This is a genomic window from Neisseria benedictiae, assembly GCF_958267435.1.
Classification (GTDB): Bacteria; Pseudomonadota; Gammaproteobacteria; order Burkholderiales; family Neisseriaceae; genus Neisseria; species Neisseria bergeri.
In genome coordinates this window covers 69,777-94,684 of record NZ_CATQFV010000053.1, presented here as the reverse complement: position 1 = coordinate 94,684, position 24,908 = coordinate 69,777, and the positions used below count along the sequence as shown (strand labels likewise).

Genomic DNA, 24,908 nt, shown 5'->3' with positions numbered 1-24,908 from the left:
TTTTTTTTTTTTTGAATTTCGGGAAACTTCCAAGCCGCCATTCCCGCAAAAACAAAAAATCAAAAACTGAAATTTCGTCATTCCCGCAAAAGCGGGAATCCAGAAACCCAAAGCTGCAAGAATTCATCGGAAATGGCTGAAACTCAAAAAACCGGATTCCCGCGAAAACAGGAATCCGGAGTCTCAGGGTTGGAAAAACCGTTTTTCCCGATAAGTTTCCGTACCGACAGACCTAGATTCCCGCCTGCGCGGGAATGACGATATTTCAGTTTTCTGTTTTTGATTTTTTTTGTTTTTGCGGGAATGACGATATAGTGGATTAACAAAAATCAGGACAAGGCGGCGAGCCGCAGACAGTACAAATAGTACGGAACCGATTCACTTGGTGCTTCAGCACCTTAGAGAATCGTTCTCTTTGAGCTGAGGCGAGGCAACGCCGTACCGGTTCTTGTTAATCCACTATAAATGACGATATAAGTATTTTTATTTTAATCCGCCATATTAACGCACCCGGCCAAACAGCATAAAGGCACGGGCAGCCCGATTTGGATTGACCTATTTCCCCGACACCCTCGCCGCCAGCTCGTCCGCCAAGGCAAGATACGCCTTGGTACCCTTTGCCTGCGCATCATAAGCCATAACCGGCATACCGTGGCTCGGCGCTTCCGCAAGGCGGATATTGCGCGGGATGACGGTTTCAAAAAGCAAATCCCCGAAATGACTGCGCAACTGTTCGCTGACTTCGGCAACCAGCCTGCTGCGGCTGTCGTACATCGTACGCACGATGCCCGTGATGTCCAAATCGGGATTGACCGCCTGACGGATTTTGCGCACGGTCGCAATCAAATCGGAAATCCCTTCCAGCGCGTAATATTCGCACAACATCGGCACAATCACGCCACCCGCCGCCACCAAGCCGTTAAGCGTCAACAGCGTCAGCGAAGGCGGGCAGTCGATCAGGATAAAGTCGTAATCTTCCGCCACTGCCTTGAGCGCGTTTTTCAAACGCACTTCCCGGGCGATTTCCTGTACCAGCTCGATTTCCGCACCGGCAAGCGCGCGGTTCGCGCCCAACACAGCGTATCCGCCCTCTTTGCTGCGTACCGCCGCCGATTTCACGTCCGCATCGCCCAATAAGACCTGATAAACGCCGGACTGCAAACTTGCCTTGTCGATGCCGCTGCCCGTCGTCGCATTGCCCTGCGGATCCAAATCGACCACCAGCACGCGTTTGCCGCGCGATGCCAGCGAAGCCGCCAAATTTACCGTCGTCGTCGTTTTGCCCACACCGCCCTTCTGATTGGCGATGGCAAGGATGTTCGCACTCATATCCCGCCCGTGTCCCGTCTGATGTTGAAAAAAGAAAAACAGTGCGGAATTTTACCTTTATCCGCACAAAAAAGGTATTCATGCCGTCTGAAGCGCGCTCAACGCTTGCGGAGGATGACGATATGGCGTTCCGCGTCCAAGCCCGGCACGTCGAGCCTTTGGACTTTTTCGACGCACACATCCTGCGGCAGGCGGTCGATTTCTTCCTGCGGATATACGCCCTTCATCGCCGCCCAGTAGCCGCCGTCCTTCAACAGGTGCGCCGTCCACGACACAAAGTCCGCCAGTTCTGCAAACGCACGGCTGGTAACCACATCGGCACACACGTCCGAAACCGCCTCCACGCGTCCTGATACCACGCGCACATTGTCCAATCCCAACTCGATAACCGCCTGCTGTAAAAAAGCCGTTTTCTTCGTATTCGCATCCAACAGCGTAATCTGCAAATCGGGACGGCACACCGCCGCCGGAATGCCGGGCTGGCCGCCGCCCGAACCGACATCCAGCATCGTCTGTGCGCCTTCGATATGGGGCAGCAGCGTCAGGCTGTCCAAAAGATGATGGACAATCATTTTTTCCTCGTCGCGCAGGGCGGTCAGATTGTAGGTTTTGTTCCACTTTTTCAACAAATCCACATAGGCCAAAAGCTTGTCCTGCGCCGTTTCCGAAATATCCAGCCCCATCGCGGCAATGCCTGCACGCAGGCGTTCTTTACGTTCCATATATGCTTCCTGTCCATATTCAGGCGTAATGTTAGCGGAAAAACATACCGTCTGAAACCGCGTATCGGGTTTCAGACGGCATTCCCGTTCCGTCCTATTTTTTCCTGTGAAACACCACAGGCTGCACCGGCGCGCGCGTCAGGCGTTTGGGCAGTGTCAGCATCGCCACCAGCCACACGGCAAACGCATATTCCGACACCGCCTCCCCGCGCAGCCCGCCCAAGGCCTCACTGCCCAACAACAGCTCGAAAATCCACGCCACCGCTGCTGCCGCGCAAGCCGCCACGCCCGACAGAAACAGCGCGTAACGCGAATGCCGCCGCATCATCTTTTTGTACGCCAGTTTCGTCAGGCCCGCCGACACAACCAAGTTCAAAAACGCAAACACACCGAACACAAACCAAACAGTGCCGTCCCAACCGCCACGCCGGCCGAATCCGCCGTCCGACACCGACACCGTCAGCCCTACCCGTCCGAACGCAAGCGCAAAGGCATCATGCACCGCCAACGCAAACGGCAGCGTCAAAAACACCAACCCCGCAAACAAAGCCGCATAGGGATATTTCTCGTTCACAAACATCGCCGTCCCCCTCTTCCGAAACAGACCGAATTATATAGTGGATTAACAAAAATCAGGACAAGGCGACGAAGCCGCAGACAGTACAGATAGTACGGAACCGATTCACTTGGTGCTTTAGCACCTTAGAGAATCGTTCTCTTTGAGCTAAGGCGAGGCAACGCTGTACTGGTTTTTGTTAATCCACTATACCGCGCACTGCCTTGCCGCCCGCCCGAAAAGTTGCACAAACAACCGTTCATATATATCATAACGAAAAACGCCGGTGTAGCTCAGTCGGTAGAGCAGCGCATTCGTAACGCGAAGGTCGGGGGTTCGATTCCCTTCTCCGGCACCAATACCAAGCACAGACCCTCCCTCGGGAAGCCTGTGCTTTTTCACATTTCCGCTTCAGACGGCAACCGATATGAACTCCTCGCAACGCAAACGCCTTTCCGGCCGCTGGCTCAACTCCTACGAACGCTACCGCTACCGCCGCCTCATCCACTCCGTCCGGCTCGGCGGGGCCGTCCTGTCCGCCACCGCACTCGCCCGGCTGTTCCACCTCCAACACGGCGAATGGATAGGTATGACCGTCTTCGTCGTCCTCGGTATGCTCCAGTTCCAAGGCGCGATTTACTCCAAGGCGGTGGAACGTATGCTCGGCACGGTCATCGGACTGGGCGCGGGTTTGGGCGTTTTATGGCTGAACCAGCATTATTTCCACGACAACCTCCTCTTCTACCTCACCGTCGGCACGGCAAGCGCACTGGCCGGTTGGGCGGCGGTCGGCAAAAACGGCTACGTCCCTATGCTGGCGGGACTGACCATGTGTATGCTCATCGGCGACAACGGCCTCCACTGGCTCGACAGCGGCCTGATGCGCGCGATGAACGTCCTCATCGGCGCGGCCATCGCCATTGCCGCCGCCAAACTGCTGCCGCTGAAATCCACACTGATGTGGCGTTTCATGCTTGCCGACAACCTGACCGACTGCAGCAAAATGATTGCCGAAATCAGCAACGGCAGACGTATGACGCGCGAACGTTTGGAGCAGAATATGATTAAAATGCGCCAAATCAACGCACGCATGGTCAAAAGCCGCAGCCACCTCGCCGCCACATCGGGCGAAAGCCGCATCAGCCCCGCCATGATGGAAGCCATGCAGCACGCCCACCGTAAAATCGTCAACACCACCGAGCTGCTCCTGACCACCGCCGCCAAGCTGCAAGCCCCGAAACTCAACAGCGGCGAAATCCGGCTGCTCGACCGCCACTTCACCCAACTCCAAACCGACCTGCAACAAACCGTCGCCCTCATCAACGGCAGGCACGCCCGCCGCATCCGCACCGACACCGCCATCAACCCCGAACTGGAAGCCCTCGCCGAACACCTCCACTACCAATGGCAGGGCTTCCTCTGGCTCAGCACCAATATGCGTCAGGAAATTTCCGCCCTCGTCATCCTGCTGCAACGCACCCGCCGCAAATGGCTGGATGCCCACGAACGCCAACACCTGCGCCAAAGCCTGCTTGAAACGCGGGAACACGGTTGAGGGCCGGACACGATGCCGTCTGAAACGCCTGCCGCTTCAGACGGCATCGGTCTGATAAATATCCAGACGGTTTTGCTATAATCTGCCGCAAAACTCCAAGGAAAAACCATGAACATTATCGATGCCATCATCAATTTGGTTAACAACCCTGTTGTCGGAGTCAAATCCCATTCTCAAAGCAACAATCGTGCCAATCAGGCAGGTGATGATTTGGAAGAATATGTAAAAGACTTGTTTTCCGGCAGTTTCAACCTAAATGAAACCCAACGCATAGCTCAACACGCAAAAGCATTCTCATATTTGGGCAACAACTCCAACCCGCCTGATGCCATGTTGCGAAACGGGGATGCCATTGAAGTTAAGAAAATTGAAAGTAAAGATTCCGCACTGGCACTGAATAGCAGCCACCCAAAATCAAAGCTCTCCATTAATGACAGTATGCTTACAAAAGCATGTAAAGATGCAGAAAAATGGGAAGAGAAAGACATCATCTATATTGTCGGTGTCGTTGATAAGAAGAAAAACCTCAAACACTTGGCAATGGTTTACGGAACTGACTACTGCGCCGATGCCGAATGCTATTTGAAAATAAAAAATCAAATTAAAGACGGAATCAGCAACATCGGCGGCATACAGTTTGCAGAAACCAAAGAACTGGGCAGGGTCAACCGCATTGATCCGCTCAACATAACTTATCTGAGAGTACGGGGTATGTGGGGAATCGAAAATCCATGGTTTGTCTTCAACTATATTTACCAACGGGATATGGAAAAAAGTTTCAATTTCATGGCCATTATCAACGAAGACAAATGGAATAGTTTTAACAATACAGACAAGCTGCTTGCCATACAGGATTCCAAACTGGCCATTTCCGACATTAAGATTAAAAACCCCAACAACCCGGCGCGATTAAGAAATGCAAAACTCATCACCTACTACTTATAATCCTATGAAAATCATTAGTTTGTTTAGCGGTTGCGGCGGTTTGGATTTGGGTTTCGAAAAAGCGGGATTTGAAATCCCCGCCGCCAACGAATACGATAAAACCATTTGGGCAACCTTCAAGGCAAACCATCCAAAAACCCATTTGATAGAAGGCGATATACGCAAGATTAAAGAAGAAGATTTCCCTGAAGGAATCGACGGGATTATCGGCGGCCCACCCTGCCAGTCTTGGTCTGAAGCGGGAGCTTTGCGCGGTATCGACGATGCGCGCGGACAGTTGTTTTTCGACTACATCCGTATTTTGAAAAGCAAACAGCCTAAATTCTTTTTGGCGGAAAACGTCAGCGGAATGCTGGCAAACCGCCACAACGAAGCCGTACAAAACCTGCTGAAAATGTTTGACGAATGCGGATACGACGTAACCTTGACTATGGCCAACGCCAAAGACTACGGTGTGGCACAGGAACGCAAAAGGGTCTTCTACATCGGTTTCCGTAAAGACTTGGAAATACAATTTTCTTTTCCAAAAGGTTCGACGGTCGAAGACAAAGACAAGATTACATTGAGGGACGTTATTTGGGATTTGCAGGACACAGCCGTACCTTCCGCCCCGCAAAACAAGACCAACCCCGACGCGGTCAACAACAACGAATATTTTACCGGCAGTTTTTCCCCTATTTTTATGAGCCGGAACCGCGTTAAAGCGTGGGATGAACAGGGTTTTACCGTCCAAGCTTCAGGCAGGCAGTGCCAACTCCACCCGCAAGCCCCAAAGATGGAAAAGCACGGGGCAAACGACTACCGTTTTGCCGCCGGCAAAGAAACACTGTATCGGAGGATGACGGTACGCGAAGTTGCAAGAATCCAAGGCTTTCCCGACAACTTCAAATTCATCTATCAAAATGTCAACGACGCATACAAAATGATTGGCAACGCCGTCCCCGTCAACCTTGCCTACGAAATTGCAGCGGCAATTAAAAAAAACCTGGAAAGGTGAAACACCCTTCCTACAGGCATCTGCCTTGTCGTCATGCCCGAATAACGGTACTATTCGCGGTTAACGGTCTTTATGCCGTCTGAAAGGCCTGAAGCGCGTTTCAGACGGCTGCCCGCCCACCTTATCCCACCGAAAGAACAATATGATTAACGATATTCAAAAAACAGCCGAAGGCAAGATGCAGCGTTCGGTCGAAGTACTGAAAGACAATCTGGCGAAAGTGCGTACCGGCCGCGCGCATACCGGCCTGCTCGACCAAGTGGAAGTCGAATACTGGGGCAGCATGGTTCCGGTCAGCCAGGTTGCCAACGTAACGCTTTTAGACGCGCGCACCATCGGCGTGAAACCGTTTGAGGGCAATATGGCGGCGAAGGTCGAGAAAGCCATCCGCGATTCAAACTTGGGGCTGAACCCGGCATCCGTCGGCGATTTGATCCGCGTGCCTATGCCGATGCTGACCGAAGAACGCCGCAAAGACCTGATTAAAGTCGTGCGCGGCGAAGCGGAAGAAGGCCGCGTCTCCATCCGCAACGTGCGCCGCGATGCCAACGACCACATCAAAAAACTCCTCAAAGACAAAGAAATTTCCGAAGACGAGGCACGCCGGGGCGAAGAGGCAGTTCAAAAACTGACCGACAAATACATTGCCGAAGCCGACAAACTCCTGACTGCCAAAGAAGAAGATTTGATGGCGGTTTAACCTGCACGGTCCGGCGTTCAGGCGGCATTTGAACGCCGAACCGCGAAAGGCAGACATGAAAAGCAGCACGCAGGTCGTTTTGGAACACACCGCCATCCCGAGGCATATCGCCGTAATTATGGACGGCAACGGCCGTTGGGCGAAAAAGCGTTTCCTCCCGCGCATAATGGGACACAAACGCGGTTTGGACGCGTTGGAAAATATGGTGAAGCATTGCGCCGGACTGGGTGTGCGATATCTGACCGTATTTGCCTTTTCAACCGAAAACTGGCGCCGCCCCGAAGACGAAGTTTCGTTCCTGATGGGGCTGTTTTTACAGGCTTTGCAAAAACAGGTGCGCCGCCTGCACGAAAACAATATGCGCCTGAAGATATTGGGCAGCCGCGAACGCTTCAACCGGCAGATTCTGCAAGGCATCGAAGAAGCAGAAGCCTTGACGGCAAACAATACCGGCCTGACCCTGAGCATTGCCGCCGATTACGGCGGCCGCTGGGATATTTTGCAGGCGGCAAACAGGCTGCTTGCAGACGGCGTATCGGAAATCACGGAAGACATGCTGGCAAAATACCTGATGCTGGGCGATGCGCCCGAGCCGGATTTGTTCATCCGCACCGGCGGCGAAACACGCATCAGCAATTTCCTGCTCTGGCAGATGGCGTATGCCGAACTGTATTTCACCGACATCCTGTGGCCCGATTTCGACGAAACCGCCTTAAATGCCGCCGTCGCCTCGTTCCAAAAACGCGAACGGCGGTTCGGACGCACCTCCGAGCAACTGCCTATCGAACAGCAAAGGGATTGATATGCTGAAACAACGGGTAATAACCGCGCTGTGGCTGCTGCCGCTGATGCTGGGTATGCTGTTTTACGCGCCGCAATGGCTGTGGGCGGCATTTTGCGGACTGATTGCCCTGATTGCCTTGTGGGAATATGCCCGTATGAGCGGTTTGTGCAAAACCGAAACCAACCATTACCTCGCCGCAACCTTGGTTTTCGGCGTGGTTGCCTATGCGGGCGGCTGGATGCTGCCCAATTTGGTTTGGTATGTTGTTTTGGCGTTTTGGCTCGCCGTGATGCCTTTGTGGTTGAGATTCAAATGGAAATTGAACGGCGGTTGGCAGGCTTATACCGTCGGCTGGCTTTTGGTTATGCCGTTTTGGTTCGCGCTCGTATCCCTGCGCCCGCACCCCGATGATGCCCTGCCGCTACTCGCCGTGATGGGTTTGGTGTGGGTTGCCGACGTTTTCGCGTATTTCAGCGGCAAAGCGTTCGGCAAACACAAAATCGCACCGGCAATCAGCCCCGGCAAGAGCTGGGAAGGCGCAATCGGCGGCGCGGTTTGCGTGGCTGTGTACATGACCGCCGTACGAAGTGCCGGCTGGACGGCATTCGATACAGGCTGGTTCGATACCGTGTTAATCGGTTTGGTGCTGACCGTTGTCAGCATATGCGGCGACCTTTTAGAAAGCTGGCTCAAGCGCGCGGCAGGCATCAAAGACAGCAGCAAGCTGCTGCCCGGACACGGCGGCGTGTTCGACCGCGTGGACAGCCTGATTGCCGTTATCAGCGTCTATGCGGCGATGATGTCGGTTTTAAATTGACTCTATGCCGTCTGAAACCGCTTCAGACGGCATCCGGTATGAAGTTATCCCCATTATGACACCACAAGTCCTGACCATATTAGGCAGTACCGGCAGCATAGGCGAAAGCACGCTGGACGTTGTCTCCCGCCACCCCGAGAAATTCCGCGTATTCGCGCTGGCGGGGCATAAGCAGGTCGAGAAACTGGCGGCGCAATGCCGGACGTTCCGCCCCGAATATGCCGTCGTTGCCGATGCGGAACACGCCGCCCGGCTTGAAGCCCTGTTGAAACGCGACGGCACGGCGACGCAGGTTTTACACGGCACGCAGGCATTGGTCGACGTTGCGTCTGCTGACGAAGTCAGCGGTGTCATGTGCGCCATCGTTGGTGCGGCGGGGCTGCCTTCCGCGCTGGCGGCGGCGCAAAAAGGCAAAACCATTTATCTGGCGAACAAAGAGACGTTGGTGGTTTCCGGCGCGCTGTTTATGGAAACGGCGCGCGCAAACGGCGCGGCAGTGTTGCCCGTCGACAGCGAACACAACGCCGTTTTCCAAGTTTTGCCGCGCGATTACACAGGCCGTCTGAACGAACACGGCATCCGTTCGATTATCCTGACCGCTTCCGGCGGTCCGTTTCTGACCGCCGATTTAAACACGTTCGACAGCATTACGCCCGCCCAGGCAGTCAAACACCCCAATTGGCGTATGGGGCGCAAAATCTCCGTCGATTCCGCCACCATGATGAACAAAGGTTTGGAGCTAATTGAAGCGCATTGGCTGTTCAACTGTCCGCCTGACAAGCTCGAAGTCGTCATCCATCCGCAGTCCGTGATACACAGCATGGTGCGCTACCGCGACGGCTCCGTGCTGGCACAACTGGGCAATCCCGATATGCGTACGCCCATCGCGTATTGTTTGGGTTTGCCCGAGCGCATTGATTCGGGTGTCGGCGACCTTGATTTCGACGCATTGTCCGCGCTGACCTTCCAAAAGCCCGACTTTGACCGCTTCCCCTGCCTGAAGCTCGCCTATGAAGCCATGAACGCAGGCGGAGCCGCGCCCTGCGTATTGAACGCCGCCAACGAAGCCGCCGTTGCCGCCTTTTTGGACGGACAGATTAAGTTTACCGACATTGCCAAAACCGTCGCCCACTGTCTTGCACAAGACTTTTCAGACGGCATAGGCGATATAGGGGGGCTCTTGGCGCAAGATGCCCAGACACGCGCACAAGCGCGGGCATTTATCGGCACACTGCGCTGATGCCGTCTGAACACCGTTATCAAAGGAAAACCATTTGCACACCCTTCTAGCTTTTATCTTCGCCATCCTGATTTTGGTCAGCCTGCACGAATTCGGACACTACGCCGTTGCAAAATTATGCGGCGTAAAAGTGCTGCGTTTTTCCGTCGGCTTCGGCAAACCGTTTTTCACCCGAAAGCGCGGCGACACCGAATGGTGCCTCGCCCCGATTCCGTTGGGCGGCTACGTCAAAATGGTCGATACGCGCGAAGGCGAAGTATCAGAAGCCGATTTACCCTACGCTTTTGACAAACAACACCCCGCCAAACGAATCGCCATCGTCGCCGCCGGCCCGCTGACCAACCTCGCACTGGCGGTTTTGCTGTACGACCTGAGCTTTTCCTTCGGCGTAACCGAACTGCGCCCCTACGTCGGCACAGTCGAACCCGACACCATTGCCGCCCGTGCCGGCTTCCAAAGCGGCGACAAAATACAATCCGTCAACGGCACACCCGTTGCAGATTGGGGCAGCGCGCAAACCGAAATCGTCCTCAACCTCGAAGCCGGCAAAGTCGCTGTCGGCGTTCAGACGGCATCGGGCGCGCAAACCGTCCGCACCATCGACGCCGCAGGCACGGAAGAAGCAGGTAAAATTGCGAAAAACCAAGGCTACATCGGCCTGATGCCATTTAAAATCACTACCGTTATCGGCGGAGTAGAAAAAGGTAGCCCCGCCGACAAAGCAGGCTTGAAAACAGGCGACAGGCTGACTGCCGCCGACGGCAAACCCATCGCCTCATGGCAGGAATGGGCCAACCTGACCCGCCAAAGCCCCGGCAAAAAAATCACCCTGACCTACGAACGCGCCGGACAAACCCATACCGCCGACATCCGCCCCGATACTGTCGAACAGTCCGACCACACCCTGATCGGGCGCGTCGGCCTCCGTCCGCAGCCGGACAGGGCGTGGGACGCGCAAATCCGCCGCAGCTACCGTCCGTCTGTTGTCCGCGCATTCGGCATGGGCTGGGAAAAAACCGTTTCCCACTCGTGGACAACCCTCAAATTTTTCGGCAAACTAATCAGCGGCAACGCCTCCGTCAGCCATATTTCTGGGCCGCTGACCATTGCCGACATTGCCGGACAGTCCGCCGAACTCGGCTTGCAAAGTTATTTGGAATTTTTAGCGTTGGTCAGCATCAGCCTCGGCGTGCTGAACCTGCTGCCCGTCCCCGTTTTGGACGGCGGCCACCTCGTGTTTTATACTGCCGAATGGATACGCGGCAAACCTTTGGGCGAACGCGTCCAAAACATCGGTTTGCGCTTCGGGCTTGCCCTCATGATGCTGATGATGGCGGTCGCCTTCTTCAACGACGTTACCCGGCTGCTCGGTTAGATTTTACGTTTCGGAATGCCGTCTGAAACCGCATTCCGCACCACAAGGAACTTACGATGAAACTGAAACAGATTGCTTCCGCACTGATGGTCTTGGGCATATCGCCTTTGGCACTTGCCGACTTCACCATCCAAGACATCCGCGTCGAAGGCTTGCAGCGTACCGAGCCGAGTACCGTATTCAACTACCTGCCCGTCAAAGTCGGCGACACCTACAACGACACACACGGCAGTGCCATCATCAAAAGCCTGTACGCCACCGGTTTCTTTGACGACGTACGCGTCGAGACTGCGGACGGGCAGCTCCTGCTGACGGTCATCGAACGCCCCACCATCGGCTCGCTCAACATCACCGGCGCAAAAATGCTGCAAAACGACGCCATCAAGAAAAACCTCGAATCGTTCGGGCTGGCGCAGTCGCAATACTTTAATCAGGCGACACTCAATCAGGCAGTCGCCGGACTGAAAGAAGAATACCTCGGACGCGGCAAACTCAATATCCAAATCACGCCCAAAGTGACCAAACTCTCCCGCAACCGTGTCTCCATAGACATCACGATTGACGAGGGCAAATCCGCCAAAATCACCGACATCGAATTTGAAGGCAACCAAGTCTATTCCGACCGCAAACTGATGCGGCAGATGTCCCTGACCGAAGGCGGCATTTGGACCTGGCTGACACGAAGCAACCAATTCAACGAGCAGAAATTTGCCCAAGACATGGAAAAAGTAACCGACTTCTACCAGAACAACGGCTACTTCGATTTCCGCATCCTCGATACCGACATCCAAACCAACGAAGGCAAAACCAAGCAGACCATCAAAATTACCGTCCACGAAGGCGAACGTTTCCGCTGGGGCAAAGTCTCCATTGAAGGCGACACCAAAGAAGTCCCCAAAGCCGAACTGGAAAAGCTGCTGACCATGAAACCCGGCAAATGGTACGAACGTCAGCAGATGACCGCCGTTTTGGGTGAGATTCAGAACCGCATGGGCTCGGCAGGCTACGCATACAGCGAAATCAGCGTCCAACCGCTGCCGAACGCCGAAACCAAAACCGTAGACTTCATACTGCACATCGAACCGGGCCGGAAAATCTACGTCAACGAAATCCATATCACAGGCAACAACAAAACCCGCGACGAAGTTGTGCGCCGCGAATTGCGCCAAATGGAATCTGCGCCTTACGACACTTCCAAGCTGCAACGCTCCAAAGAGCGCGTCGAGCTTTTAGGCTACTTCGACAATGTCCAGTTTGACGCCGTCCCGCTTGCCAACACGCCCGACAAAGTCGATTTGAACATGAGCCTGACCGAACGTTCCACCGGTTCCTTGGATTTGAGCGCGGGTTGGGTTCAAGATACCGGCTTGGTCATGTCCGCAGGCATTTCCCAAGACAACCTGTTCGGTACGGGCAAGTCGGCCGCCCTGCGCGCCTCCAGGAGCAAAACCACGCTTAACGGCTCACTGTCGTTTACCGACCCGTACTTCACGGCAGACGGGGTCAGCCTGGGCTACGATATTTACGGAAAAGCCTTCGACCCGCGCAAATCGTCCTCCGGCGTGAAACAATATAAAACCACCACCGCCGGCGGCGGCGTAAGGATGGGTATCCCCGTTACCGAATACGACCGCGTGAATTTCGGTTTGGCGGCAGAACACCTGACCGTCAACACCTACAACAAAGCACCCAAACGCTATGCCGACTTTATCAAACAATACGGCAAAACCAACGGCGCAGACGGCAGCTTCAAAGGCTGGCTGTACAAAGGTACCGTCGGCTGGGGACGCAACAAAACCGACAATGCCCTGTGGCCGACACGCGGCTACCTGGCAGGCGTTAATGCCGAAATCGCCCTGCCCGGCAGCAAACTGCAATACTACTCCGCCACCCACAACCAAACCTGGTTCTTCCCCCTGAGCAAAACCTTCACGCTGATGCTCGGCGGCGAAGCCGGCTATGCCAACGGCTACGGCAAAACCAAAGAAATCCCCTTCTTTGAAAACTTCTACGGCGGCGGCCTGGGTTCGGTGCGCGGCTACGAAAGCGGCACGCTCGGTCCGAAAGTGTATGACGAATACGGCGACAAAATCAGCTACGGCGGCAACAAAAAAGCCAACGTTTCCGCCGAGCTGCTCTTCCCGATGCCCGGTGCGAAAGACGCACGCACCGTCCGCCTGAGCCTGTTTGCCGACGCAGGCAGCGTATGGGACGGCAAAACCTATACCGCCGCCGAAAGCGGCAACAACAAATCGGTTTACCCGGAAAACGCGCATAAATCCACCTTTATCAACGAACTGCGCTATTCCGCCGGCGGCGCGGTTACTTGGCTCTCGCCTTTGGGCCCGATGAAATTCAGCTACGCCTACCCGCTGAAGAAAAAACCGGAAGACGAAATCCAACGCTTCCAATTCCAACTCGGTACGACGTTCTAATCCCGCACATGCCGTCTGAAGCCCTTCAGACGGCATTTCGCGGCAACATCCGAAGGAGTTTTACCATGACCCGTTTGACCCGCGCGTTTGCCGCCACCCTGATCGGTTTGTGCTGCACCGCAGGCGCGCACGCCGACACCTTCCAAAAAATCGGCTTTATCAACACCGAACGCATCTACCTCGAATCCAAGCAGGCACGCGAGATTCAAAAAACGCTGGACAGCGAATTTTCCGCCCGCCAGGACGAATTGCAAAAACTGCAACGCGAAGGCCTGGATTTGGAAAGGCAGCTTGCCGAAGGCAAACTCAAAGACGCACAAAAGGCGCAAGCCGAAGAAAAATGGCGCGGGCTGGTCGCAGCGTTCCGCAAAAAACAGGCGCAGTTTGAAGAAGACTACAACCTCCGCCGCAACGAAGAGTTTGCCTCCCTCCAGCAAAACGCCAACCGCGTTATCGTCAAAATCGCCAAACAGGAAGGTTACGATGTCATTTTGCAGGACGTGATTTACGTCAACACCCAATACGACGTTACCGACAGCGTCATTAAAGAAATGAACGCCCGCTGACCCTTTCAGACGGCATACCGAACAGGAAAACCATGATTCCGGCCACCTACACCCTGTCCCAAATCACCGCGCAGCTCGGCGGCGAATGGCGCGGCGAGGACATTTCCGTTACCGCCGTGCGCCCGCTCGCAGACGCGCAGGCGGAACACATCAGCTTCCTCGCCAACCCGAAATACAAAGCCGAAGTCCACGACAGCAGCGCGGGCGCAGTCATCGTTTCCGCCAAAGCGGCAGACGAATTTGAAGGGCGCAACCTGATTGTCGCCGACGACCCCTATCTCTATTTCGCCAAAGTCGCGCGCCTGTTTTCACCCGTCGTCAAAGCGCGCGGCGGCATCCATCCGACCGCCGTCGTCGAACCGAGTGCCACCGTTCCCGCAAGCTGCGAAATCGGCGCGAACGCCTACATCGGCGCGAACACCGTACTCGGCGAAGGCTGCCGCATCTTGGCAAACGCCGTCGTCCAACACGATTGCCGTTTAGGTGATGAAGTTGTTTTACATCCCAACGCCGTCGTTTATTACGGCTGTACACTGGGCAGACGCGTCGAAATCCACAGCGGCGCGGTCATCGGCGCGGACGGTTTCGGACTCGCCTTCGCCGGCGATTCGTGGTTCAAAATCCCGCAAACCGGCGCGGTAACGCTGGGCGACGACGTAGAAATCGGCTCGAACACCAACATCGACCGCGGTGCGATGAGCGACACCACCGTCGGCAACGGCACCAAAATCGACAACCAAGTCCAAATCGGACACAACTGCAAAATCGGTTCGCACACCGTCATCGCCGCCAAAACCGGCATCTCAGGCAGCGTAACCATAGGCAGCTACTGCATCATCGGCGGCGGCGTCGGCACGGTCGGACACATCGAAATCGCCGACAAAACCACCATCGGCGGCGGCACGTCCGTCACCCACAGCATTACCGAAAGCGGCAAACACCTCGCCGGCATCTTCCCGATGTCCACCCATAAAGAATGGGCGCGCAACGCCGTTTACATCCACCGCTTAAGCGAAATGAACAAACGCCTCAAAACGCTGGAACAGCAGCTTTCAGACGGCAAAGACACGCAATAAATCCAAACCGATTTTTCCAAGGAACACAAAAACATGGACGTTCAACTCCCCATCGAAGCCAAAGACATCCAAAAACTCATCCCCCACCGCTACCCGTTTCTCCAACTCGACCGCATTACCGCCTTCGAGCCGATGAAAACCCTGACCGCGATTAAAAACGTCACCATGAACGAGCCGCAGTTCCAAGGCCACTTCCCCGACCTGCCCGTGATGCCCGGCGTGCTGATTATCGAAGCCATGGCGCAAGCGTGCGGCACGTTGGCGATTTTGAGCGAAGGCGGGCGCAAGGAAAACGAATTCTTCTTCTTCGCCGGCATAGACGAAGCCCGTTTCAAACGCCAAGTCATCCCCGGCGACCAACTCGTCTTTGAAGTCGAGCTGCTGACCAGCCGGCGCGGCATCGGCAAATTCAACGCCGTTGCCAAAGTGGACGGGCAAGTCGCCGTCGAAGCCGTGATTATGTGCGCCAAACGCGTGGTTTGATGCACATGATGCCGTCTGAACATCCTCACAGGCCTTCAGACGGCATACCCACCCGAAGGAACAAAACATGACCCTCATCCACCCGACCGCCGTCATCGACCCCAAAGCCGAACTCGACTCCGGCGTCAAAGTCGGCGCATACACCGTCATCGGCCCCAACGTCCAAATCGGCGCGAATACCGAAATCGGCCCGCACGCCGTCATCAACGGTCATACCACCATCGGCGAAAACAACCGCATTTTCCAATTTGCCAGCCTCGGCGAAATCCCGCAGGACAAAAAATACCGCGACGAGCCGACCAAGCTGATTATCGGCAACGGCAACACCATCCGCGAATTCACCACCTTCAATTTAGGCACGGTAACCGGCATCGGCGAAACCCGCGTCGGCGACGGCAACTGGATTATGGCGTACTGCCACCTCGCGCACGACTGCGTCATCGGCAACCACACCATCTTCGCCAACAACGCCTCGCTTGCCGGACACGTTACCGTCGGCGACTACGTCGTTTTGGGCGGCTACACGCTGGTTTTCCAATTCTGCCGCATCGGCGACTACGCCATGACCGCCTTCGCCGCAGGCGTACACAAAGACGTACCGCCCTATTTTATGGCATCGGGCTACCGCGCCGAACCGGCGGGGCTCAACAGCGAAGGCATGCGCCGCAACGGTTTTACCGCAGAGCAGATTTCCGCCGTCAAAGACGTGTACAAAACCCTCTACCATCGCGGCATTCCGTTTGAAGAGGCCAAGGCGGACATTCTCCGCCGCGCCGAAACCCAAGCCGAGCTTGCCGTATTCCGAGACTTTTTCGCACAATCGACGCGCGGCATCATCCGCTGACCGCATCCTTTCGATGCCGTCTGAAACCTCCAAAAGCGTTTCAGACGGCATTTGCGCTATAATCCAAACCATCAAATCATCTTATTTCTCAGGGCTTCATATGTTAGACAAATACTCCCCCGCCGAAATCGAATCCAAACATTATCAAAACTGGGAAGCGCAAGGTTATTTCCGGCCCGATATGGATTTGACCAAACCGTCTTTTTCCATCCAACTGCCGCCGCCCAATGTAACCGGCACGCTGCATATGGGTCATGCCTTCAACCAAACCATTATGGACGGCCTGACCCGCTACTACCGCATGAAAGGCTGCAACACCGCCTGGATTCCCGGCACAGACCACGCGGGCATCGCCACGCAAATCGTGGTCGAGCGTCAGCTTGCCGCGCAAAACGTGTCCCGTCATGACTTGGGGCGCGAAAAATTCTTGGAAAAAGTGTGGGAATGGAAAGAAGTTTCCGGCGGCACGATTACGCAGCAGATGCGTCGCGTGGGCTGTTCCGCCGACTGGACGCGCGAGTATTTCACGATGGACGACGTGCGTGCCGAAACCGTAACCGAAGTGTTCGTGCGCCTGTTTGAGCAAGGCTTGATTTACCGTGGCAAACGCTTGGTGAACTGGGATCCGGTTTTGGGTACGGCGGTGTCTGATTTGGAAGTGGAAAGCGTGGAAGAACAAGGCTCTATGTGGCACATCCGCTATCCGCTGGCGGACAATCCCGCCGAAGCCGTCATCGTGGCGACCACCCGTCCCGAAACGTTGCTGGGCGACGTTGCCGTTGCCGTTAATCCTGAAGATGAACGTTATACCCACTTAATCGGCAAGGAATTAATCCTACCGCTGACCGGACGTACTATCCCCGTGATTGCCGACGAATACGTTGAAAAAGACTTCGGCACAGGCTGCGTGAAAATCACGCCTGCGCACGACTTCAACGACTACGAAGTCGGCAAACGCCACGACACGCGCCTGATCAATGTATTCGATTTGGAAGCCAAAGTGCTGGCAAACGCCGAAGTGTTCAACTTCAAAGGCGAAGCGCAACAAGGCTTTGCCCTGCCTGAAAAATACGCAGGCTTGGACCGCTTTGCCGCGCGCAAACAAATGGTTGCCGATTTGCAGAAACAAGGCTTGTTGGTCGAAATCAAAGCACACACGCTGATGACGCCGAAAGGCGACCGAACCGGCTCAGTGATTGAGCCGATGCTGACCAGCCAATGGTTTGTCGCCATGTCCGCCACACCGAACGGCGGCGAGCCTGACAGCGAATTCAAAGGTTTGAGCCTCGCAGACAAAGCCAAAAAAGCCGTCGACAGCGGCGCGGTGCGCTTCATCCCTGAAAACTGGGTCAATACCTACAACCAATGGATGAACAATATCCAAGACTGGTGTATCTCGCGTCAACTGTGGTGGGGCCATCAAATCCCCGCGTGGTATGACAACGAAGGTAATGTGTACGTCGCCCGCAATCAGGAAGAAGCCGAAAAACAAGCCGGCAAAACAGGCTTGACCCGCGAAGAAGACGTATTGGACACATGGTTCTCCTCCGCGCTCGTGCCGTTCTCCACGCTCGGCTGGCCGTCTGAAACCGACGAACTCAAAGCCTTCCTACCGTCCAATGTCTTGGTCACCGGCTACGAAATCATCTTCTTCTGGGTGGCGCGCATGATTATGATGACCACCCACTTCACCGGCAAAGTACCATTTAAAGACGTGTACATCCACGGCATCGTGCGCGACCACGAAGGCAAAAAAATGTCCAAATCCGAAGGCAACGTCATCGACCCCGTCGATTTGATCGACGGTATCGACTTGGAAAAACTGCTGGTAAAACGCACCACCGGCCTGCGCAAACCCGAAACTGCGCCGAAAGTGGAAGAAGCCACGAAAAAACTCTTCCCCGAAGGCATTCCGAGCATGGGCGCGGACGCATTGCGCTTTACCATGGCGAGCTACGCCAGCTTGGGGCGCAGCGTCAACTTCGACTTCAAGCGCGCCGAAGGCTACCGCAACTTCTGCAACAAAATCTGGAACGCCACCAATTTTGTGCTGATGAACACCGAAAACCAAGACTGCGGCTACGGCGCAACCGCCACCGAACCACGCGGCTATTCCTTCCCCGATATGTGGATTGTAGGCCGTCTGAATCAGACCATCGAGCAGGTTACGCAAGCCTACAAAACCTACCGCTTTGATTTGGCGGCGGAAACCCTATACAGCTTCGTGTGGAACGACTATTGCGACTGGTATCTGGAACTTGCCAAAGTGCAGATTCAAACCGGCTGCGCCAGCCGCCAACGCGCCACACGCCATACCTTATTACGCGTACTCGAAGCCGCCCTGCGCCTGCTGCATCCGATTATCCCGTTCATCACCGAAGAACTGTGGCAAACCGTCGCTCCTTTGTGCGACGCGAAAACCGCCGACAGCATCATGCTCGCCCGCTTCCCCGAAGCCGACGGCGGCGAGATTGTTCAGACGGCATTCGAGCAAATGACCGTGTTGCAGGATTTGATTGGCGCAGTCCGCAACCTGCGCGGCGAAATGGGCATCCAGCCCAACGTGAAAGCCCCGCTGTTTGTCGAAAGCGCGGACGACTTGGCGGACTACCTCAAATACCTGCCGATGATGACCCGCCTGACCGAAGCGCAGCAAGTCGCCGCCCTGCCCGAAAGCGAAGACGCGCCCGTCGCCGTCTGCAACGGTGCGCGCCTGATGCTGAAAGTCGAAATCGACAAAGCCGCCGAAACTGCCCGTTTGAGCAAAGAAGCCGAGAAGCTGCAAAAAGCCTTGGACAAACTCAACGCCAAACTCTCCAAACCCGGCTACACCGAAAAAGCCCCCGCGCATCTGGTGGAAAAAGACAAAGCCGATTTGGCGGAGTTGGAAGACAAAATGGCGAAAGTTCAAACGCAGTTGGCGAAGTTGAAAGACTGATTTGATTGAATAGGCAAGGCCGTCTGAAAAATGTTTTTCAGACGGCCTCTTTTAAAAAAGGAAATTGATGAAACGCTTTATTTTGCCGATACTTTTATCCGCAACAACTGCTTTGGCTTCTCCGATTGTCGGTACATGGCATTGCATCGGCACTGATGAAAACATTCACAGTGATACAAAAATCGAATATCTTCAGGACGGCAGTTTCCGTGGCGATGCTATACTCAAAATCGATGATGACGGCAATATCTTGGCATACCGTGTTGTCGGCGGAAGTAAATGGCGTTTTGAAAACAATGCCTTGACGCAAAGCCAAATCAAGTACAGCGAAGTTTCACGACTCCACAGCCCCGAAACGCTGGCGTGGTTGGAAAAGTCGGAGGATGGACGACTCTTGGAAAGCATGATGTACACCGGATTGGTCGCGGAGATGGACAAACCCGGTAAAGATGAAGTATATCAAGTGGATAAAACAGGAAAATTGGTGTCTGAAGACGGAACTTCCCGTGAGGTATGTACGAAAGTGAAATAAAAAACGATTGCAGGTCAAATCGGTTTGCCTGATTGACGGCAGAGATAACAAATGCCGTCTGAAATCCGTTTCAGACGGCATTGCCCGCGCCTAGTCGTGGATAAAACTTACCCCGTGAAGCTGCGACTGCATAATCGCCGCCTTCATCGCCGACAACGCCTTCGGACGGACAAAATTGCGGCGGTACGCCAATACGACCCGCCGGCTTGGCGGCGTACCCTCAAACGGAATAATGCTGAACAGCATATGATCGTTTTCGGTCAGCGCGGTTGCCGGCAACACGCTGATTGCCAAACCGCTGGCAACCATATGGCGGATTGTATTGATCGAGCTGCCCTGCAATGTATTGGTCAGCCCCTGTATGCGTTGTTTCGCCGCCAATTCGGAACAGCTTGAGAGCACCTGATCCCGCATACAGTTGCCTTCCGTCAGCAGCAAAACCTGCTCCTCACCCAGCATCCGAGGCGAAACGGCATCCAGTTCCTCAAATGAATGCCCTTTCGGGACAATCACGAAAAACGGTTCGTCATACAAGGGTTCGGTAACAATGCCCGGCTCTTGAAACGGTTCGGCAACGATAATCGCGTCAACGTCCCCGCGTTTGAGCGACTCAGTCAAAGTATGCGTGTAATTCTCTTCCAACATCAAAGGCATTTTCGGTGCAGTACGGCGCAACGAAACAATCAATTTCGGCAACAGGTACGGCGCAACCGTAAAAATCAGCCCGAGTTTGAACGCACCCTCCAGCTCGTTTTGTTCTTCATTTGCCAAATGCCTGATAAGCTCCGCCTCTTCCAATACCTTACGCGCCTGTGCAACGATACGTTCCCCCGCCTCGGTCGTAATAATATCGTTGCTGCTACGGTCAAACAAAGAGACGGCAAGCTCTTCTTCCAATTTCTTAATGGCAATAGACAAAGTGGGCTGGCTGACAAAACAACGCCGCGCCGCCCGACCGAAATGACGTTCTTGGGAGACTGCGACGATGTACCGCAATTCGGTTAAGGTCATGTCCTATACCTTTTTCTGTTCCGGCAAAGTAATGTTCAACTCAAGCACATCCATACCATCCTGCTTTTCTTGGGAAATACGGATATTGTCTAATGAAACATTCACATATTTGGACAGGACTTCCATCAACTCTTTACGTAAAGTCGGCAGGTAATCCGGAGCCTGACCTTCTTGGGCGCGCTCTTGGGCAATGATGATTTGAAGGCGGTCGCGGGCAACGGTTGCCGTTTTCTGCTTTCTACCGAATAAAAGTTCGATCAATGACATACCTTATCCTCCGAACAGACGTTTGAAGAAGCTTTTTTTCTCAGCTTCCAAGAAACGCATTTCACGGTTCTCACCCAAAAGACGGGCAATAACGTCCTTATATGCCTCGGAAGCCGCTACGCTGTCCTGATGGATGACCGGTTCTCCAGAATTGGATGCCTGCAAGACGTTTTGGGATTCGGGAATCACACCCAGCAAAGGAATACGCAGAATATCGCAAATATCTTGTACAGACAGCATTTCGCCTTTTGCCACACGTTCGGGAGAATAACGCGTAATCAACAGATGTTCTTTAACCGAACCGCCTTGCTCTGCCTTACGGGATTTGCTTTGCAAAATTCCCAAAATCCTGTCGGAGTCACGCACACTGGAAACCTCAGGATTGGTCGTTACAATGGCTTCATCAGCAAAATACAACGCCATCAATGCACCCTGCTCAATACCGGCGGGAGAGTCGCAAATAATATACTCAAAACCCATTTTCTTGCCGGACAATTCCTTCATCACTTTTTCCACACCATCGCGCGTCAAAGCATCTTTGTCCCGAGTTTGAGAGGCAGGCAAGATAAACAGATTCTCACAATTCTTATCTTTGATTAAAGCCTGGTTGAGCGTCGCCTCACCCTGAATGACATTGATCAGGTCATAAACGACACGACGCTCGCAACCCATAATGAGGTCGAGATTACGCAAACCCACATCAAAATCAATTACCGCAGTTTTATATCCGCGTAATGCCAAACCTGTCGCAATACTGGCACTGGTAGTCGTTTTACCGACACCGCCCTTACCTGAAGTTACTACAATAATTTTTGCCACAATATTTCCTTTTTAAAATATCAAACAATTACTCTGAGCCAATTGCACTGATAACCAACCGGTTATCCTGCAACAATATCTGTACCGGCTGCTTGTGCAGATGGTCCGGCAAATCCTGTTCAAAATTACGGTAAATACCCGCCACAGAAACCAACTCCGCCTGCATGGAGTGGATAAATATGCGGGCAGAAGTATCACCCTTGGCACCGGCCAAAGCACGCCCCCTCATCGGCGCATAAATATGTATATTGCCATCCGCAATCAATTCCGCCCCCTGACTGACCGCCCCTGTAACAATCAAATCGCCATCTTCGGCATAAACCTGCTGACCAGTACGGACAGAGGATGTAATCAATACTGTTTTCCTTGCTTTCTGACCATCCTCCGTTTTCTGCACCTCAACCTGACCCAGTTCTTTAACATTTTCCGAATGAGACAGACAAAACAGCAAATGATACTTCATAGCCACAGCAGCCCAACGTTCATCAGAATGCTTCAGACCCAAAATTTGCATACCATGCCTTGAAAATAACGAAACCAATGCAGCAAGATCCAAAGACTCGGGATAATCAAACTCTTGAACATCCAGAACAAATGGAACAACACCAGACTCTTGAAACTTCTTGCCCAATTTGACCAGTACATCTTCCAAATCAAACAAGTCTGATGTATGCAAAGATATAGACAATACGTCCATCTTTGTCGACTTTATATCGAAGGCATTCATCATATAGACCATCATAGAATTTTTTAATGATATAAGTTTACCGCGCAAACCTTAGCTATTCAATTAATATTTTAAACATAATAGCCAATACCCTATTACCTATCAGATATTGCAAAAATAACGCCACCTGCTTTTCGGCAGATGGCGTTATACGACTAAAATTACTCAGCAGCCGGTTTGTCAACCAATTCAACCAGTGCCAGAGGTGCATTATCACCTTTACGGAATCCGTATTTCAACACTCGAACATAACCACCGTTACGAGCAGTAAAACGAGGACCCAAATCGCCAAACAGTTTTACCACAACATCACGGTCGCGAGTACGGTCAAATGCCAAACGGCGGTTTGCCAATGACGGTTTTTTACCCAATGTAATCAACGGCTCTACTACACGGCGCAATTCCTTGGCCTTAGGCAGAGTTGTTACAATAGTTTCGTGAGTCAATAATGAATTCGCCATATTACGCAGCATTGCAGCACGATGACTGCTGGTACGGTTTAATTTGCGATTGCCATTACGATGACGCATATCAATTATCCTTTAATTCTTCATTAAGGCTTTTCCAAGCCTACAGGTGGCCATGCTTCCAACTTAGAACCCAGTGTCAAACCTTTAGATGCCAATACTTCCTTAATCTCATTCAAAGATTTACGTCCCAAATTCGGCGTTTTAAGAAGCTCGGTTTCAGTGCGTTGAATCAAATCGCCAATATAATAAATATCCTCAGCTTTCAAACAATTAGCTGAACGTACTGTCAATTCCAGATCATCTACCGGACGCAAAAGAACAGGGTCGATAGGAGGTGCTTTTTCTTCAACCTCCTCCACAGGAGTACCCTGCAAATCAGCAAAAATAGACATCTGATCAATCAAAATACGTGCCGCACTGCGTACAGCTTCCTCAGGATCAATAGAACCGTCGGTTTCGATATCCAAAACCAACTTATCAAGATCCGTCCGCTGCTCTACACGTGCAGGTTCAACCTCAAAGCTAACACGGCTGATGGGCGAAAAACTCGCATCCAACTGGATTGCACCAATCTGACGGTTCTCATCACGAACTACCTGACGACCTGAAACAGATTGATAACCACGACCTTGCTCCACTTTAATTTCCATCTCAATTTGACCGTTATCAGCCAAATGACAAATGACATGACCAGGATTCAGAATTTCTACATCATGCGGCAACTCAATATCACCGGCAGATACGACACCTGAACCTGATTTCTTCAACACAAGTTGAACTTGGCTACGACCATGGAGTTTAAACACAATACCTTTAATATTCAGTAAAATGTCAACAACATCTTCCTGAATACCATCAACAGTAGAATATTCGTGTAATACACCGGCAATAGCTACTTCAGTAGGAGCAAAACCATTCATGGATGACAGTAAGATACGGCGCAAAGCATTACCTAAGGTATGACCGAAACCACGTTCAAATGGCTGCATAGATACTTTTGCACGAGTTGCAGAAAAAGTATTTACATCAATTTGACGAGGTTTCAAAAATTCGGTTGTGCTATTCTGCATTTAACTGTCCCTCACTGAGCTAGCATTATTTAGAGTAGAACTCTACCACCAGCTGTTCATTAATATCACCGGTCAATTCCGAGCGATCCGGCATGTTTTTGAACACACCCTCAAGTTTATCTGCATCTACAGAAACCCAACCCGGCAAGCCGATTTGAGTTGCCAAACCCAATGCTTCTTGAATACGCACCTGTTTTTTGGCTTTTTCACGAACTGAGACAACATCACCAGCTTTCACTTGGAAAGAAGGAATATTGACAACTTGTCCATTTACAGCTATCGCCTTATGAGAAACAAGCTGTCTTGCTTCAGCTCGGGTAGAACCGAAACCCATACGATAAACGACATTATCCAAACGAGATTCCAGCAATTGCAACAGCAACTCGCCAGTAGAACCTTTACGACGATCAGCTTCTGCGAAATAACGACGGAACTGACGTTCTAATACGCCATAAATACGGCGGATTTTTTGTTTTTCACGCAACTGCAAACCATAGTCTGACAAACGCGGTTTTTTTGCACCATGCTGACCAGGAGCGGAATCAATTTTACATTTAGAATCCAAAGAGCGGCGCGCACTCTTCAAAAACAAATCCGTACCTTCGCGACGTGCCAACTTACATTTAGGGCCAATATAACGTGCCATGTTT

Annotated in this window: 25 protein-coding genes and 1 tRNA gene; 16 read left to right on the top strand and 10 right to left on the bottom strand. The window is 53.0% G+C overall.

Annotated elements, in window-relative coordinates:
• Window positions 1-555: 555 nt before the first annotated feature.
• The 3 genes from Q3O12_RS06400 to Q3O12_RS06390 form a co-directional block, all read right to left on the bottom strand.
• Window positions 556-1,329, bottom strand: a complete 774-nt coding sequence (locus Q3O12_RS06400) for a ParA family protein (RefSeq protein ID WP_118809370.1) — start codon at window positions 1,327-1,329, stop codon at window positions 556-558.
• Between the two features lie 98 nt (window positions 1,330-1,427).
• A complete protein-coding gene (gene rsmG / locus Q3O12_RS06395) occupies window positions 1,428-2,051 on the bottom strand; it encodes a 16S rRNA (guanine(527)-N(7))-methyltransferase RsmG (protein ID WP_301669766.1) in 624 nt (207 codons plus the stop codon).
• A gap of 94 nt (window positions 2,052-2,145) precedes the next feature.
• Entirely contained in the window at window positions 2,146-2,631 is a 486-nt protein-coding gene (locus Q3O12_RS06390) for a hypothetical protein (protein WP_301669765.1), read from the bottom strand.
• A 258-nt stretch (window positions 2,632-2,889) separates the two neighbouring features.
• Here Q3O12_RS06390 and Q3O12_RS06385 point away from each other — a divergent pair.
• The 16 genes from Q3O12_RS06385 (at window position 2,890) to Q3O12_RS06310 (ending at window position 19,894) form a co-directional block, all read left to right on the top strand.
• Window positions 2,890-2,965, top strand: a tRNA-Thr gene (locus Q3O12_RS06385).
• A gap of 69 nt (window positions 2,966-3,034) precedes the next feature.
• Window positions 3,035-4,162, top strand: a complete 1,128-nt coding sequence (locus Q3O12_RS06380) for an FUSC family protein (RefSeq protein ID WP_003713223.1) — start codon at window positions 3,035-3,037, stop codon at window positions 4,160-4,162.
• A gap of 108 nt (window positions 4,163-4,270) precedes the next feature.
• The gene (locus tag Q3O12_RS06375) at window positions 4,271-5,107 is read left to right on the top strand and encodes an NgoPII family restriction endonuclease (protein WP_036475228.1); all 837 of its coding nucleotides are present in this window, start codon (window positions 4,271-4,273) and stop codon (window positions 5,105-5,107) included.
• Between the two features lie 4 nt (window positions 5,108-5,111).
• Window positions 5,112-6,104, top strand: coding sequence for a DNA cytosine methyltransferase (locus Q3O12_RS06370; RefSeq protein WP_003707220.1), 993 nt, complete (start codon window positions 5,112-5,114; stop codon window positions 6,102-6,104).
• Window positions 6,105-6,246: 142 nt separating this feature from the next.
• Window positions 6,247-6,804: a ribosome recycling factor gene (gene frr / locus Q3O12_RS06365; protein ID WP_301669764.1), complete on the top strand. Its 558-nt coding sequence runs from the start codon at window positions 6,247-6,249 to the stop codon at window positions 6,802-6,804.
• A gap of 55 nt (window positions 6,805-6,859) precedes the next feature.
• Window positions 6,860-7,606 (top strand): undecaprenyl pyrophosphate synthase, encoded by a 747-nt coding sequence (gene uppS / locus Q3O12_RS06360; RefSeq protein WP_301669763.1) that lies wholly within the window; start codon window positions 6,860-6,862, stop codon window positions 7,604-7,606.
• A 1-nt stretch (window position 7,607) separates the two neighbouring features.
• Window positions 7,608-8,405, top strand: coding sequence for a phosphatidate cytidylyltransferase (locus Q3O12_RS06355; RefSeq protein ID WP_096108442.1), 798 nt, complete (start codon window positions 7,608-7,610; stop codon window positions 8,403-8,405).
• Between the two features lie 4 nt (window positions 8,406-8,409).
• The gene (ispC, locus tag Q3O12_RS06350) at window positions 8,410-9,645 is read left to right on the top strand and encodes a 1-deoxy-D-xylulose-5-phosphate reductoisomerase (RefSeq protein WP_301669762.1); all 1,236 of its coding nucleotides are present in this window, start codon (window positions 8,410-8,412) and stop codon (window positions 9,643-9,645) included.
• A gap of 34 nt (window positions 9,646-9,679) precedes the next feature.
• Complete coding sequence (gene rseP, locus Q3O12_RS06345) at window positions 9,680-11,020, top strand: RIP metalloprotease RseP (RefSeq protein ID WP_301669761.1); 1,341 nt, start codon at window positions 9,680-9,682, stop codon at window positions 11,018-11,020.
• Window positions 11,021-11,076: 56 nt separating this feature from the next.
• Complete coding sequence (gene bamA / locus Q3O12_RS06340) at window positions 11,077-13,455, top strand: outer membrane protein assembly factor BamA (protein WP_301669760.1); 2,379 nt, start codon at window positions 11,077-11,079, stop codon at window positions 13,453-13,455.
• A 65-nt stretch (window positions 13,456-13,520) separates the two neighbouring features.
• The gene (locus Q3O12_RS06335) at window positions 13,521-14,021 is read left to right on the top strand and encodes an OmpH/Skp family outer membrane protein (RefSeq protein ID WP_124212451.1); all 501 of its coding nucleotides are present in this window, start codon (window positions 13,521-13,523) and stop codon (window positions 14,019-14,021) included.
• Window positions 14,022-14,053: 32 nt separating this feature from the next.
• A complete protein-coding gene (lpxD, locus tag Q3O12_RS06330) occupies window positions 14,054-15,097 on the top strand; it encodes a UDP-3-O-(3-hydroxymyristoyl)glucosamine N-acyltransferase (protein WP_301669759.1) in 1,044 nt (347 codons plus the stop codon).
• 33 nt (window positions 15,098-15,130) lie between these two features.
• A complete protein-coding gene (fabZ, locus tag Q3O12_RS06325) occupies window positions 15,131-15,580 on the top strand; it encodes a 3-hydroxyacyl-ACP dehydratase FabZ (protein ID WP_003675936.1) in 450 nt (149 codons plus the stop codon).
• A 67-nt stretch (window positions 15,581-15,647) separates the two neighbouring features.
• Window positions 15,648-16,424, top strand: coding sequence for an acyl-ACP--UDP-N-acetylglucosamine O-acyltransferase (gene lpxA, locus Q3O12_RS06320; protein ID WP_301669758.1), 777 nt, complete (start codon window positions 15,648-15,650; stop codon window positions 16,422-16,424).
• A gap of 100 nt (window positions 16,425-16,524) precedes the next feature.
• Window positions 16,525-19,362 carry a valine--tRNA ligase gene (locus Q3O12_RS06315; RefSeq protein WP_301669771.1) on the top strand — a complete coding sequence of 946 codons (2,838 nt, stop codon included), beginning with the start codon at window positions 16,525-16,527 and terminating at the stop codon, window positions 19,360-19,362.
• Window positions 19,363-19,429: 67 nt separating this feature from the next.
• Window positions 19,430-19,894 carry a hypothetical protein gene (locus Q3O12_RS06310; RefSeq protein WP_301669757.1) on the top strand — a complete coding sequence of 155 codons (465 nt, stop codon included), beginning with the start codon at window positions 19,430-19,432 and terminating at the stop codon, window positions 19,892-19,894.
• 90 nt (window positions 19,895-19,984) lie between these two features.
• On the opposite strand, the gene oxyR is transcribed toward Q3O12_RS06310, so the two are convergent.
• From oxyR to rpsD, 7 genes are all read right to left on the bottom strand, one after another.
• Window positions 19,985-20,905 carry a LysR family transcriptional regulator OxyR gene (gene oxyR, locus Q3O12_RS06305; protein WP_301669756.1) on the bottom strand — a complete coding sequence of 307 codons (921 nt, stop codon included), beginning with the start codon at window positions 20,903-20,905 and terminating at the stop codon, window positions 19,985-19,987.
• 3 nt (window positions 20,906-20,908) lie between these two features.
• Entirely contained in the window at window positions 20,909-21,172 is a 264-nt protein-coding gene (gene minE, locus Q3O12_RS06300) for a cell division topological specificity factor MinE (protein ID WP_003749826.1), read from the bottom strand.
• 3 nt (window positions 21,173-21,175) lie between these two features.
• Window positions 21,176-21,991 carry a septum site-determining protein MinD gene (gene minD, locus Q3O12_RS06295; RefSeq protein ID WP_019272320.1) on the bottom strand — a complete coding sequence of 272 codons (816 nt, stop codon included), beginning with the start codon at window positions 21,989-21,991 and terminating at the stop codon, window positions 21,176-21,178.
• Window positions 21,992-22,019: 28 nt separating this feature from the next.
• Complete coding sequence (gene minC / locus Q3O12_RS06290; protein ID WP_301669755.1) at window positions 22,020-22,733, bottom strand: septum site-determining protein MinC; 714 nt, start codon at window positions 22,731-22,733, stop codon at window positions 22,020-22,022.
• Window positions 22,734-22,879: 146 nt separating this feature from the next.
• Complete coding sequence (gene rplQ, locus Q3O12_RS06285; RefSeq protein ID WP_002216251.1) at window positions 22,880-23,248, bottom strand: 50S ribosomal protein L17; 369 nt, start codon at window positions 23,246-23,248, stop codon at window positions 22,880-22,882.
• A gap of 23 nt (window positions 23,249-23,271) precedes the next feature.
• Entirely contained in the window at window positions 23,272-24,258 is a 987-nt protein-coding gene (locus tag Q3O12_RS06280) for a DNA-directed RNA polymerase subunit alpha (RefSeq protein WP_002215457.1), read from the bottom strand.
• Between the two features lie 25 nt (window positions 24,259-24,283).
• Complete coding sequence (gene rpsD, locus Q3O12_RS06275; RefSeq protein ID WP_003749818.1) at window positions 24,284-24,904, bottom strand: 30S ribosomal protein S4; 621 nt, start codon at window positions 24,902-24,904, stop codon at window positions 24,284-24,286.
• Window positions 24,905-24,908 lie beyond the last annotated feature (4 nt).